This window comes from Burkholderia humptydooensis (assembly GCF_001513745.1).
Taxonomy (GTDB): domain Bacteria; phylum Pseudomonadota; class Gammaproteobacteria; order Burkholderiales; family Burkholderiaceae; genus Burkholderia; species Burkholderia humptydooensis.
This window is the reverse complement of record NZ_CP013380.1, coordinates 369,428-382,049: the sequence shown is the minus strand read 5'-3', so window position 1 is coordinate 382,049 and position 12,622 is coordinate 369,428. Positions and strand designations below refer to the sequence as shown.

General features: G+C 68.1%; 12 protein-coding genes. 1 reads left to right on the top strand and 11 read right to left on the bottom strand.

All coding sequences use genetic code 11. The features are described 5' to 3' along the window. Positions 1-97 precede the first annotated feature (97 nt). Positions 98-811 carry a transposase gene (locus tag AQ610_RS01820; protein WP_004196743.1) on the bottom strand — a complete coding sequence of 238 codons (714 nt, stop codon included), beginning with the start codon at positions 809-811 and terminating at the stop codon, positions 98-100. 191 nt (positions 812-1,002) lie between these two features. On the opposite strand from AQ610_RS01820, the gene AQ610_RS01815 reads away from it, so the two are divergent. Next, the gene (locus AQ610_RS01815; RefSeq protein WP_006029324.1) at positions 1,003-1,734 is read left to right on the top strand and encodes an OmpW/AlkL family protein; all 732 of its coding nucleotides are present in this window, start codon (positions 1,003-1,005) and stop codon (positions 1,732-1,734) included. A 145-nt stretch (positions 1,735-1,879) separates the two neighbouring features. Here the strand turns inward: AQ610_RS01815 and ugpQ are convergent, their stop codons facing one another. The 10 genes from ugpQ to AQ610_RS01765 form a co-directional block, all read right to left on the bottom strand. Beyond that, a complete protein-coding gene (ugpQ, locus tag AQ610_RS01810) occupies positions 1,880-2,641 on the bottom strand; it encodes a glycerophosphodiester phosphodiesterase (protein ID WP_006029323.1) in 762 nt (253 codons plus the stop codon). Between the two features lie 45 nt (positions 2,642-2,686). After that, positions 2,687-3,769 (bottom strand): sn-glycerol-3-phosphate import ATP-binding protein UgpC, encoded by a 1,083-nt coding sequence (locus AQ610_RS01805; RefSeq protein ID WP_006029322.1) that lies wholly within the window; start codon positions 3,767-3,769, stop codon positions 2,687-2,689. A 25-nt stretch (positions 3,770-3,794) separates the two neighbouring features. Continuing rightward, a complete protein-coding gene (gene ugpE / locus AQ610_RS01800; RefSeq protein WP_006029321.1) occupies positions 3,795-4,640 on the bottom strand; it encodes a sn-glycerol-3-phosphate ABC transporter permease UgpE in 846 nt (281 codons plus the stop codon). Beyond that, positions 4,637-5,521 (bottom strand): sn-glycerol-3-phosphate ABC transporter permease UgpA, encoded by an 885-nt coding sequence (gene ugpA / locus AQ610_RS01795; protein WP_009913813.1) that lies wholly within the window; start codon positions 5,519-5,521, stop codon positions 4,637-4,639. The genes ugpE and ugpA overlap by 4 nt, the downstream gene beginning before the upstream one ends. A gap of 129 nt (positions 5,522-5,650) precedes the next feature. Next, on the bottom strand, positions 5,651-6,976 hold the full coding sequence (gene ugpB, locus AQ610_RS01790) for a sn-glycerol-3-phosphate ABC transporter substrate-binding protein UgpB (RefSeq protein ID WP_006029319.1): 1,326 nt from the start codon (positions 6,974-6,976) through the stop codon (positions 5,651-5,653). 62 nt (positions 6,977-7,038) lie between these two features. Next, a complete protein-coding gene (locus tag AQ610_RS01785) occupies positions 7,039-8,271 on the bottom strand; it encodes a deoxyguanosinetriphosphate triphosphohydrolase (protein WP_006029318.1) in 1,233 nt (410 codons plus the stop codon). A 48-nt stretch (positions 8,272-8,319) separates the two neighbouring features. After that, complete coding sequence (gene aroB / locus AQ610_RS01780) at positions 8,320-9,399, bottom strand: 3-dehydroquinate synthase (protein ID WP_006029317.1); 1,080 nt, start codon at positions 9,397-9,399, stop codon at positions 8,320-8,322. Next, a complete protein-coding gene (locus AQ610_RS01775) occupies positions 9,396-9,950 on the bottom strand; it encodes a shikimate kinase (protein ID WP_009913817.1) in 555 nt (184 codons plus the stop codon). The genes aroB and AQ610_RS01775 overlap by 4 nt, the downstream gene beginning before the upstream one ends. A gap of 80 nt (positions 9,951-10,030) precedes the next feature. Next, on the bottom strand, positions 10,031-11,752 hold the full coding sequence (locus AQ610_RS01770) for a type IV pilus secretin PilQ (RefSeq protein ID WP_006029315.1): 1,722 nt from the start codon (positions 11,750-11,752) through the stop codon (positions 10,031-10,033). Continuing rightward, positions 11,749-12,621: a hypothetical protein gene (locus AQ610_RS01765; RefSeq protein ID WP_374189334.1), complete on the bottom strand. Its 873-nt coding sequence runs from the start codon at positions 12,619-12,621 to the stop codon at positions 11,749-11,751. The genes AQ610_RS01770 and AQ610_RS01765 overlap by 4 nt, the downstream gene beginning before the upstream one ends. Position 12,622 lies beyond the last annotated feature (1 nt).

Sequence of the window (12,622 nt, the reverse complement as noted above, 5' to 3'; positions counted from 1 at the left end):
TTGGTGCACGATCACTTCTTTTTATTGGGGTCGTATCAAAATGGAGCAAAAACAAGCGGCATCCCCGGATGCCGCTTCGCGTCCGCCGCCGGCGCGCTCACTGCTGGATGGGCGGCGTGTTCTCGCGCACCTTGCGGGGCCGCCCGCGCGGCAGCGGCGACACGCGCCGGTTCGCCGTGCGCGCCGCCCATTCGCGGTAGGTCTCGCCGCCCAGCACCCAGCCCTTCAGCGTCGCCTGCTGGAGCTGGTCGGCCTGGCGCTCGTCGAGCGGCTGCTCGCACAGCTCCTTGTACGCGCGCTGCCGCTCGAACGGCGTGTTGCCGAGCGCCCAGTAGAGCGGGTGGTCGGTGATCAGGCTGTCGACGGTGAGGCCGACGTGGTGCCGATAGCTCGACCAGCGGTACGCGTCCGCGCTCGTCACGAGCTGCGCGCGCACGGGGCTCATCTCGACGACGCGGCTCGCGAGCAGGAAATAGCGCTCGCCCTCGATGACGGTCGCGCGATAACGCCCTTCCCACAGCGTGCCGCGCCGCGAGTAGCGCCGGTTGAAATGCGCGACGTAGCGCCGGCCGACGGCCTGCATCGCCTTCGGCAGGCTCGCCTCGTCGCTCGGCGTCACGAGGAGCTGGACCTGGCGCGGCAGCAGCACGTATGCATGCACCGCCAGATGATGATCGCGCGCCGCCGCCTTCAGGCAGTCGATGAATAGTTCGTAATCCTGGTCGTCGACGAACGCCGGTTGCTGATCGAGGCCGCGTAAAATCACGTGCTGCGGCTGATCGGGAACGTAAAGTCGTGCTAGCCGTGCCATGCTGAATGTCCGTTTGATCGCGTTAGGAAATACCCGAAGGCCCGTACAAGTGCATCCGCGCCAAAGCCCGCCGCGGCGCGGGAATACGCACGGTCGTGCGAATTCTAGGGAAAACGTTCTAGCTTACAACTCTGTCCTGTTTGAAACGCCGTAGTCATAATGAGCACGCCTTTAATCGGAGGAGACTAAGGATGAAACAAAAAATGGCCATTACGGGGGCCGCTGCGCTCGCTTTCGCGGCAGCCGCAACGGCAGCGCACGCGCAATCCGCAGGCAGCTTCTACGTGACGAACGGCTGGTTCCATCTCGCCCCACAGGACAGCAGCGATCCGCTCAAGGTCATGAACGTGGGCGGCACGCCGGTCAATCATGAGGTGCCCAACACGGGCGCGGGCATCGACAATGCGGACACCATCGGCTTCGCCGCCGGCTACTTCCTGACGGATCACATCGCCACTGAATTGGTCGCCGGGATCCCGCCAAGGTTCAATCTGAACGGCAAAGGCTCGCTCGAACAGTTCGGCGTGCTCGGTCATGCTTACCAATGGAGCCCGGCGCTCCTCCTCAAGTACTACTTCAATGACGCGAAGGCGAAATTCCGGCCCTACGTCGGCATCGGCGCCTCGTACATCTGGTTCACCGGCGCGAAGATCACGAACACCGCATTCGAGCGCGGCGCGCTCGGCGGCCCGACGAGCGTGACGACCAGCAATCAGTGGGCGCCCGTCATCAACGCGGGCTTCACCTACAACTTCACCGATCACTGGTTCGGCGGGCTGTCGGTGTCGTACATCCCCGTCAGCCTGACGGCCACGCTGACGACGCAGCGCCCAACGCTGATCGGCACGCTCACGCAGACTTCGCAAGCGAAGATCACGCTGAATCCGATCGTGACCTACCTGAACATCGGCTACCGTTTCTAAGCGTAGTCGAATATTTGGGGAATGGTTAATTCCGCTGCAATTTGTAGCGGAATTTTCTTGAGGTTACGAGGTGGCTGTCGCCTCCTGCTCCGGCGGGCTCTCGCCGGAGCGATTTCGTTCGCGCGCGGCGCGCAAAACGCCGGTTTCATCCTTCCCGATCGGCGAAGTCCGCGCCGATCAGGTCGATCCGGTCCGTGCAAATGAGGTCCACGCCCCAATCCGCGAGCTCGCGCGCCCGTGCGGGTTCGTTTACCGTGTACGCAAGAATGCGCAGCCCCGACGCTTTCACGTCGCGCACGAGCGCCTCGTTGAATTGCGCGTGATGCGCGTGCAGCGACACACAGCCGAGCCGCTGCGTCTCCTCCAGCCAGTCCGCCGGAATTTCCTCGTACAGCACCCCGCGCGGCAGCGCCGGCGCGGCCTCGCGCGCCGCGCCGAGCGCCACCGCCGAAAACGACGACAACAGCGGCGGCACGGCGGCGTCGCGCCAAAGCTCGGCCGCCTGAGCCGCGACGGCGCGGCCCGTTTCCTCGTCGCGCTCCGGGCACGGCTTGATCTCGACGTTCGCCGCGAGGCCGAGCGCGAGGCAGCGCGCCGCCGCCTGCGCGAGCGTCGGCATCCGCTCGCCCGAGAAGCGCGCGTCGTACCACGCGCCGGCGTCGAGCGCGGCGAGCGCCGCGTAGCGCATGTCGCACGCGGCGCCCGCGCCGTTCGACGTGCGCTCGACCGTGTCGTCGTGCAGCAGGAACGCGACGCCGTCCGCCGACAGCTTCGCGTCGAATTCGACCATCTTGTGCCCGTAGCGCGCGCCCGCATCGAGCGCGGCGAGCGTGTTCTCGGGGGCCAGCGCGCCGCCGCCGCGGTGCGCGACCACGCGCGGATAAGGCCAGGTTCGCAGGATCGTCATCGCAATCTCGTCGGAAACGGTGAGCCGGGGGCTCGGGGATTCGAATCAGCCGGCGCGCTTGCCCGTCGCCGGATCGAAGAAATGCAGATGCTGCGCGGGCAGCGCGACGGGCAGCGTCTCGCCGCGCGACGGGCGCATCGCGTGCGGCAACCGCACCGCGACGTCGCGCGCGCCCCAGCGGCCGTGCGCGAGATTGTCCGCACCGAGCAGCTCGCACGAATCGACGGCGAGCGTCGCGAGCGCCGCGCCGGGCTGCGGCGTCATGTGCTCGGGCCGCACGCCGAGGACCCATTCGCGCCCGGGCGCGATCTCGCGGCCCGCGCCCGCCGCGCCCGCGACCGGCAGCCGGGGGCCGTCGGCGACGTCAAACGTCGCGCCGTCTTCCGACAGCCGCCCGTGCAGCAGGTTCATCGCCGGCGAGCCGATGAAACTCGCGACGAACGTCGTCGCCGGTTTCTCGTACACGTCGACGGGCGCGCCGATCTGCTCCGCATAGCCGCGATTCATCACGATCACGCGCTGCGCGAGCGTCATCGCCTCGATCTGGTCGTGCGTCACGTAGACGCTCGTCGTCGCGAGGCGCGCGTGCAGCCGCTGGATTTCGAGACGCATCTGCACGCGCAGCTTCGCGTCGAGATTCGACAGCGGCTCGTCGAACAGGAACACCGACGGCTCGCGGACGATCGCGCGCCCCATCGCGACGCGCTGCCGCTGGCCGCCCGACAGCTCGCGCGGGCGCCGCGCGAAGAGCGGCCCGAGCTCGAGGATCTGCGCGGCCGCCTGCACGCGCGCGTCGATCAGCGCGCGTTCGACGCCGCGGATCTTGAGCCCGTAGCCCATGTTCTGCGCGACCGTCATGTGCGGATACAGCGCGTAGTTCTGGAACACCATCGCAATGTCGCGATCCTTCGGCTCGAGCGCGTTGACGACCCGCCCGCCGATCGCGATCTCGCCTTCCGTCACCGTCTCGAGGCCGGCGATCATCCGCAGCAGCGTCGATTTCCCGCAGCCCGACGGCCCGACGAGCACGACGAACTCGCCGTCGGCGATGTCGACGTCGATCCCGTGCAGCACGTACTGCGCGCCGTCGTAACTTTTCCTGACGCCCTTCAAGCTCAGCGCGGCCATGCTTGGACTTCCTCCAGGTTGCGTTTCATTTTTCCGAATCGACGAGACCGCGCACGAACCAGCGCTGCATCGCGAGCACGACGACGAGCGGCGGCAGCATCGCGACGAGCGTCGCCGCCATCACGAGATGCCACTCGGTCGCAGCGTCGCCGCTCGCGATCATCGACTTGATGCCGACCACGGCCGTCGTCAGCGACGCGTCGGTCGTGATCAGGATCGGCCAAAGATACTGGTTCCAGCCGTAGATGAACGTGATCACGAAAAGCGCGGCGATGCTCGTCTTCGACAGCGGCAGCACGACGTCCCAGAAGAAGCGCAGCGGCCCCGCGCCGTCGATGCGCGCGGCGTCGACGAGTTCGTCGGGCAGCGTCATGAAGAACTGCCGGAACAGGAAGGTCGCCGTCGCCGACGCGATGAGGGGCAGCGTGAGGCCCGCGTAGCTGTTCGTCAGATGCAGCGTCGACACCACCTGCACGGTCGGGAAGATCCGCACCTCGACGGGCAGCATCAGCGTGACGAAGATCAGCCAGAACGCCGTATTGCGCAACGGAAAGCGGAAATAGACGATCGCGTACGCGGACAGGATCGACACCGCGATCTTGCCCGCCGCGATCACGAGCGCCATCACGATGCTGTTGACGAGCAGCGTGCCGAACGGCGTCGTCATCCCGCCGCTGCCGCGCCGCCAGATCGCGGCGACGTTCTCGACGAGATGCGTGCTCGGCACGAGCGACAGCGGCACCGTGAACACTTCGCGCGCGTTCATCGTCGCCGCGCAGAACCCGACGTACACCGGGAACACGATGACCGCGATGCCCGCGATCAGCACCGCGTGGCAGAACAGGTCGAAACCCTTGCGATTCTCGATCATGCGTATTGCACCCTGCGCTCGACGAAGCGGAACTGGACGACCGTCAGCGCGACGACGATCACCATCAGCACGACCGATTGCGCGCCCGAGCTGCCGATGTCGAGCCCCTGGAAGCCTTCCGCATAGATCTTGTAGATCAGCGTCTTCGTGCTTTGCCCGGGGCCGCCCGCGGTTGCGGCGTCGATCACCGGGAACGTGTCGAAGAACGCGTAGACGAGATTGACGACGAGCAGGAAGAAGCTCGTCGGTGACAAAAGCGGCAGCGCGATGTGAAAGAAGCGTCGCACGGGGCCCGCGCCGTCGATCGCGGCCGCCTCGATCAGCGAACGCGGAATCGCCTGCAGTCCTGCGTAAAAGAACAGGAAGTTGTAGCTGACCTGCTTCCACACCGACGCGATCACGACGAGCAGCAGCGCCTCGCCGCCGTTGAGCGCGTGATTCCAGACGATGCCGAAGCGCGCGAGCGCATACGTGATCACGCCGATGCTCGGATTGAACAGGAACGCCCACAGCACCGCGGCGATCGTCGGCGCGACCGCGTACGGCCAGATGAGGAGCGTGCGGTACGCGCGAGCGCCGCGGATCACGCGGTCGGCGCACGCGGCGAGCAGCAGCGACACGGCGAGCCCGCAGACGGTCACGCTCGCGCTGAACACGAGCGTCGTCCTGAACGAATCGATGTAGAGCGGATCGGCAAACAGACGCGTGAAATTCGCGAAGCCGACGAACTCGCTCGACGTGCCGAACGCGTCCTGCATTTGCGTCGACTGCCAGAGCGCGACGCCCGCCGGCCAGAGAAAGAAGATCGCGGTGATCGCGAGCTGCGGCGCGACGAGCAGGTACGGCAACGCGCTCGCGCCGAAACGGGGATGGGGTGTCATCGGCAGGATTCCGAACGGACGGACGTCAGACGAATGTGCCGGGCGCGGCCGCCGGCGCGACCCGTTCTCGCGCGCGGTTTCGCGAGCGAACGGGCGGCGCCGGCGAGAACGCGCGCCGGCGGCGCAAGCTCAGCCGCCCGACTTCTCGAAGCGGCGCAGCAACTCGTCGCCGCGCGCGGCGGCGGAATCGAGCGCCGCCTTCGGCGTCTTCTTCTGCGCCCACACCTGCTCGAGCTCCTCGTCGACGATCGTGCGGATCTGCGGCATGTTGCCGAGCCGCAGCCCCTTCGTGTACGGCAGCGGCGGCTTGTTCATCATTTGCCTGATCGCCGTGTCCGTGCCCGGATGCTTCGCGTAGAAGCCCTGCTCGCGCGCGAGATCGTACGCGGCCGTCGTCACCGGCAGATAGCCCGTGTCCTCGTGCCACTTCGCGGCGACCGCGGGCGAGCTCAGATACGCGAGGAACTTCGCGACGCCCTTGTACGTGCCCGGGTCCTTGCCCGCGAGCACCCACAGGCTCGCGCCGCCGATGATCGCGTTCTGCGGCGCGCCCTTCACGCTCGCGTCGTAGGGCATCATCCCGGTGCCGAAGTCGAACTTCGCATACTTGTGGATCGTCGCGAGCGCGCCCGACGACGTCGTCATGATCGCGCAGTCGCCGCTGTAGAACTTCGCGGTCGCCTCGTCCTTGCGGCCGACATATGTGAACGTGCCGTCCTTCGCCATGTCCTGCAGGAACCGGATGTGCGCGATCTGCTGCGGCTTGTTGAAGTCGAGCGTCGCGTCGGCGCCGTCGAAGCCGTTGTTGCGCGTCGCGAACGGCAGGCCATGCCACGCACTGTAGTTCTCGAGCTGGATCCAGCCCTGCCAGCCCGTCGTGTAGCCGCACGCGTAACCCGCCTTCTTCAGCTTTTCCGCGTCGGCCTTCACGTCGGCCCACGTCTTCGGCGGCTGGTCCGGATCGAGGCCCGCCTTCCTGAACGCGTCCTTGTTGTAATACAGCACGGGCGTCGAGCTATTGAACGGCATCGACACGAGGCGGCCCGTCTTCGCGTCGCTGTAGTAGCTCGCGATCGTCGGCACGAACGCCTTCTCGTCGAGCGGCACGCCCGCCTGGCGGAACACGTCGGACACGGGCAGCACCGCCTTCTTCGCCTGCATCATCGTGGCCGTGCCCACTTCGTACACCTGCAGGATCGCCGGCGCGTCGCCGCTGCGGTACGCGGCGATGCCCGCCGCGAGCGCCTGGTCGTAGGTGCCCTTGAAGACCGGCACGATCTTGTAGTCGCTTTGCGACGCGTTGAACTGCGCGGCGATCTCGTTCACGCGCTCGCCGAGCGCCGCCTCCATCGCATGCCAGAACTGGATCTCGGTGGCGGCGCACGCCGCCTGCTGCGCGCCGAACCAAAGCGCGCCCCCGAACGCGAGCGAGCGAACCAGCGTCTTGTATTTCATCGACCTCTCTCCTTTTCTCCTCGGTCCGGGCAACACGCGCCGAACGCGGCAAGCCGGACAGTCTAGTTTTCGTCCATGACAAACAAGCGTTGATACTCTTTCAGCGCGAAGCGATCGGTCATGCCGGCGATGTAGTGCGCGACGAGGCGCGGCTGGTGCGCGACGTCCGCCGCCTGATAGTCGGGCGGCAGCAGGCGCGGGTCGCTCGTGAACGCGTTGAAGAGGCCGGCGACGACCCGCTGCGCCTTGCTCGCCATCCGCATCACGCGGTAGTGGCGGTACAGGTTCTTGAACAGGAAGCGCTTGAGCGCCGCCGCCTGCGCGGCGATCGGCTCGCCATGCGCAACGAGGGGCGGCGCCGCGCGCACGTCGTCGAGCGACGCCGGCGCGTGGCGCGCGAGATTGCGCGTCGTCGCGTCGATCAGATCGACGATCAGCGTGTTGATGATCCGGCGCACCGTCTCGTGCACGAGACGGCGACCTTCGAGATGCGGATACTCGGCGAGCGCGGCCTCGTAATGGCGCTGCCACAGCTCGACCTCGGCGAGCTGCTCGATCGTGATGAGGCCCGAGCGCAGGCCGTCGTCGACGTCGTGATTGTTGTATGCGATTTCGTCCGCGATGTTCGCGAGTTGCGCCTCGAGCGACGGCTGGCGGCCCTGCAGGAATCGCTCGCCGAGCTCGCCGAGCTTGCGCGCGTTCTCGCGCGAGCAGTGCTTGAGGATGCCTTCGCGCGTCTCGAAGCACAGGTTCAGCCCATTGAACGCGCCGTAATGCTCCTCGAGCTCGTCGACGACGGCAAGGCTCTGCAGGTTGTGCTCGAAGCCGCCGTAGTCGCGCATGCACGCGTTGAGCGCATCCTGCCCCGCATGGCCGAACGGCGTATGGCCGAGATCGTGCGCGAGCGAGATCGCTTCGACGAGGTCTTCGTTCAGGCGCAGGTTGCGCGCGACGGACCGGGCGATCTGCGCGACTTCGAGGCTGTGCGTGAGACGCGTGCGGAACAGGTCGCCCTCGTGGTTCACGAAGACCTGCGTCTTGTATTCGAGGCGCCTGAATGCGGTGGAATGCACGATGCGGTCGCGATCGCGCTGGAATTCGGTGCGCGCCGCGGGCGGCGGCTCGGGATGGCGCCGGCCGCGCGATTGCGATGCGTGCGCCGCGTACGGCGCGAGATGCGCTTCGAGCGCGGCGGTGGTCGGCGCGGGGGCGGGGATCGCCTGCTCGCCGCCCGCGCGCGCGGGTCGCGCGTCGCGGGTTTCACGCGGGATGCTGCCGCCGGGTATTTCGCTCACCGTGTCGTGTCCTCCACGTCAATTGCGCCGGATCGGCCCGTATCGCGCTTACCGGATGGTTGCCGCCAGTGTCGCGAAGACGGCGTCGTCCGGCGCCGGGGTCATGATCGTCTCGCCGAAGCGCTTGAGCAGTATGAACTTGATCGCGCCCGCCTCGGCCTTCTTGTCGACGCGCATCAGCTCGACGTAGCGCGCATCGCCGAGATCCGGCGCGCGCGTCGGCAGGCGCGCGGCCTCGACGACGCGGCGCAGCCGCGCGCGCGACGCTTCGTCGAGATGGCCGACGCGCACCGACAGATCGGCCGCCATCACCATTCCGCAGCCGACCGCCTCGCCGTGCAGCCACTCGCCGTAGCCGAGCCCCGCCTCGATCGCGTGCCCGAACGTATGGCCGAAATTGAGGATCGCGCGCAGGCCGCCCTCGCGCTCGTCCGCCGCGACGACGCCCGCCTTGATCTCGCACGAGCGCTTGACCGCATGCGCGAGCGCATCGGGATCGCGGCGGTTCAGCGCGCCGACGTTCGCTTCGATCCAGTCGAAGAATGCGGCGTCGGCGATCGCGCCCGTCTTGATGATCTCGGCGACGCCCGCGGCAAGCTCGCGATCGGGCAGCGTCGACAGCGCGGCGATGTCGGCGATCACCGCCTGCGGCTGATAGAACGCGCCGATCATGTTCTTGCCGAGCGGGTGGTTGATGCCCGTCTTGCCGCCGACCGACGAATCGACCTGCGACAAGAGCGTCGTCGGCACCTGGATGAACGGCACGCCGCGCATGTAGCATGCGGCCGCGAAGCCCGTCATGTCGCCGATCACGCCGCCGCCCAGCGCGACGAGCGTCGTCTTGCGATCGGCGTGCTGCTCGAGCAGGCCGTCGAAGATCAGATTGAGGGTTTCCCAGTTCTTGTACGCTTCGCCGTCGGGCAGGACGACGGTCGACACGCGCTTGCCGAGCGGCGCGAGCGCCGCGCGCAGCGTGTCGCCGTAGAGCGGATCGACGGTGGCGTTCGTGACGATCGTGACGGACGCGCCGGCGATGTACGGCGCGAAAAGCTCGGTGCGGCCGATCAGACCGGCGCCGATGTGGATCGGATAGGCGCGCTCGCCCAGGTCGACATTGACGGTAATCATGCTTGTAGTGGCTTGGCGACGATGCCCGCCATTTCGAGCTGCATCAGCACCATGTTGACGAGCCCGTTGACGGACGGCCGCCCGGTTTCGATGACGAAGTGCGCGCATTCGCGGTAGAGCGGATCGCGCGCGTCGTACAGCGCCTCGAGCTTGGCTTTCGGATCGTCGGTTTGCAACAACGGGCGGTTCTTGTCCTTGCGGGTGCGCAGCCAGAGATCGTGCGGATTCGCGCGCAGATAGACGACAAGGCCGCGTTCGTGAAGCAGCTTGCGGTTCTCGGGGCGCAGGATCGCGCCGCCGCCCGTCGCGAGCACGACGTTCTCGCGTTGCGTGAGCTCGGCGATCATCTGCGCCTCGCGGTCGCGGAAGCCGGACTCGCCCTCGAGTTCGAAGATGACCGGAATGCGCGCGCCGGTGCGCGCCTCGATCTCGTGATCCGAATCGAAGAAGGGTCTGTCGAGCCGGCGCGCGACCGCCCGGCCCACGGTGGTCTTACCCGCCCCCATGAGCCCGACGAAAATTACGTTCACGTGTGGGTCCCGCGCTTGCAACGGCTTCCTCTGCTTCAATGAGTGTGTCGCGCAGCTTACTGGCAAAGCGCCCGCCTTGTCGAGCCTGGCTCCCACGGGGTTCAGGGCCCGATCACGACGGTCGGCGTGATGTACACGACGAGCTCGCTGCGCTGCGCGCGCTGCGCACGATGCCTGAAAAGCGCGCCCAACACCGGTATTTTGCCCAAGAGCGGCACCCGAGTCACATCGTCGCGGTCGTCGCTCTCGAAAATCCCGCCGATCGACACCGTTCCACCGTTTTCGACCTCGACGCGCGTCTGCACATGCTTCGTATGGATCGCGGGGCCGGATGCGGTTTCCTCGCCGACGCTGTCCTTCGCGATGTCGAGATCGAGGATCACGCGCCCGTCGGGGGTGATCTGCGGCTCGACTTCTAGCTTCAAGGTCGCGCGCCGGAACTGGACACCCGATACGCCGTTGCCGACCTTCGCCTGATACGGCAGTTCGGCGCCCTGCTCGACGATCGCCTTGGTCCGGTCGGCCGTCACGACGCGCGGGCTCGATACGATCTGGCCCCGGCCCTGAGCCTCGAGCACGCTCAGTTCGACATCGAGCAAGCGGCTCGCACGCGCGGCAAACAGCGTGAGACCAGCCGTCGCCGCGTCGAAGCCGCCGATCGGCCTTGCGGTGAGGTCGGCCAGCGTGCCGTTGCGGCCCGCGACGATGCCCGTCGCGCGGTCGCCCGCGTCGGGCGCGCGCAGCGCGAGACGCGCGCCGAGATTGCGCGAGAATCCGCGATCGCCCTCGACGATCCGCGCTTCGATCAACACCTGCCGCGACGGCGTGTCGAGCTTGCCGATCAGATCGGCGATCTGCGCGAGACGCCCGGACAGATCGGTGACGAACAGCAGATTCGTCCGAGGATCGGCGAGCACCGAGCCGCGCTTCGACAGGATCCGCTGGCCGGCCGAGCCTGCGAGCAGGCGCTGCACGTCGGCTGCGCGCGCGTAGCGGAGCACGAAGCTGCGGCTCGCGAGCGGCTCGAGCTGAGCGGCGCGCGCGTGCGCATCGAAACGCTGGCGCTCGCGCTCGGCGAGTTCCGCGACGGGCGCGACCCATATCACGCTGCCGCGCCGCGCCATCGCGAGGCCGTGGGCGTCCAGCAGCGCATCGAACGCACTGCGCCAGGGCACATTGTTCAGACGCAACGACACCATGCCGCGCACCCGCTCGCTGACCACTATATTGAGGCCGGTGAAGCGAGCGAATGCATCGAAGACCGCTGCGAGGCTCGCCTGTTGCAGATTGAGGGAGATCGCGCGGTCGTCGCCGGATTCGGCTGCGGCCTCGGTTTTGGCACCGGCGTTGGCGTTGGCCGCCGTGACTTCAGTATCCGGCCGCGGCGCACGATGCTCGTCGCTCATGCGTTGCCCCGGCGAGAGCGGGACGGGCGGCCCCTCCAGTGCCGCATCCTCCGCTTGCAGCGGCGCCGATGCCGCTCCGCTCGACGTTCCGGCGTCGGCCGACGCCGAATCGGACGGCTCCGCCGCCCCGGCTGCCGGCAGGCGTTCGTGCGCGGCGTCGCCGGCGAATCCATCCGCCAGTGCACCGTCGCCGCCCGCATCCGGCGGCGACGCTCCGGCAACCGAGCCACGCTCGAAATCGATTCGCCACCGCGACGCAACCGCCTCGGGCAACGGCGCGCGCCCCGCCGCACCGACCGAAGCGGACGTCGACCAACCGGCGGGCGCGCCCGCGGGCAACGGCGGCAGCGACGCGACCGCCTCGCCCGATGCTGCGATCGCGCAGCCCAGCATGAATCGAACGAATCCGCGCATCATCCTGTCGCCCCGCCCACGGTCATCAGGCGACGCCCGCCGCCATGTGTCGCGAGCGTCACGCCGCCCGCCCGGATTCGGGCGATGCGCGCGCCGTCGACCATCTGCCCCGGCGCAACCGACCACGCATCGCTGCCGCGCTCGAACAGCGCGAGCCCGCTGCGCCGGTCGCGCATCACGCCAACGAGCCGCGCGGCGTCGGCCGCATCGTCGATTGCCAGCATCGGCATCGCGGAGAAGGGATCGGCGACAGGCACTTCGCGCCCGTCGGCGCGCCGCCGCCCATCGGGCTCGCCTCCGGGTAACGCCGGCCAGACGTCGAGCCGGGCGTCCAGCATGGTCGTGCCGTCGTCGCGCTTGACGCTCGATGTTGCCGGCACCACGAGCGCAGGCAACGCAGCGAGCCCGGACAGGAAGCGGCATAGCGCATCGAAGTCGCCTTCCGCGCTGAAGGCGAACGCGTAGACGGCGCCATCGTCGCGCCGCTCGCCCGCGCGTTCGCCTTCTAGCCGTTCGAGCTTGCGCACCCGCAGCCCGCTCGCGCCCGCGTGGCCGGCAAGCCGCATCGCGAAATCGGAGGGCGTCTGCCGCTCGGCCAGCGAGCGTCCAGCGCCCGCCCGCGACGCCGGCCGACTGGACGGCGCGGCAAGGAGCAGCCGCGCGCGCGCCTCGCGCGATGCGACCGCTTCGAGCGCCGTCCGGCTTCGCTCGACGCCGCCCCAGTCGGCGTCGCGGCCCGCATACACGCCGCAGACGAACACGCCGCACGCGAGCGCCGCGCGTGCCGCGGCTCGCCAGCCGGCGCCCGATGCGCGGCACGAATCGGCCCATCGTGCCCACACGCGCCAACCTGCCACTCGTTCGACCGACATG

Excerpts from the sequence above, each read along its gene's own strand:
- AQ610_RS01765 (WP_374189334.1), bottom strand. The coding sequence starts at position 12,621 with ATGTCGGTCGAACGAGTGGCAGGTTGGCGCGTGTGGGCACGATGGGCC.
- ugpA (WP_009913813.1), bottom strand. The coding sequence starts at position 5,521 with ATGACACCCCATCCCCGTTTCGGCGCGAGCGCGTTGCCGTACCTGCTC.
- AQ610_RS01805 (WP_006029322.1), bottom strand. The coding sequence starts at position 3,769 with ATGGCCGCGCTGAGCTTGAAGGGCGTCAGGAAAAGTTACGACGGCGCG.
- aroB (WP_006029317.1), bottom strand. The coding sequence starts at position 9,399 with ATGATTACCGTCAATGTCGACCTGGGCGAGCGCGCCTATCCGATCCAC.
- ugpQ (WP_006029323.1), bottom strand. The coding sequence starts at position 2,641 with ATGACGATCCTGCGAACCTGGCCTTATCCGCGCGTGGTCGCGCACCGC.
- AQ610_RS01820 (WP_004196743.1), bottom strand. The coding sequence starts at position 811 with ATGGCACGGCTAGCACGACTTTACGTTCCCGATCAGCCGCAGCACGTG.
- ugpE (WP_006029321.1), bottom strand. The coding sequence starts at position 4,640 with ATGATCGAGAATCGCAAGGGTTTCGACCTGTTCTGCCACGCGGTGCTG.
- ugpB (WP_006029319.1), bottom strand. The coding sequence starts at position 6,976 with ATGAAATACAAGACGCTGGTTCGCTCGCTCGCGTTCGGGGGCGCGCTT.
- AQ610_RS01815 (WP_006029324.1), top strand. The coding sequence starts at position 1,003 with ATGAAACAAAAAATGGCCATTACGGGGGCCGCTGCGCTCGCTTTCGCG.
- AQ610_RS01770 (WP_006029315.1), bottom strand. The coding sequence starts at position 11,752 with ATGATGCGCGGATTCGTTCGATTCATGCTGGGCTGCGCGATCGCAGCA.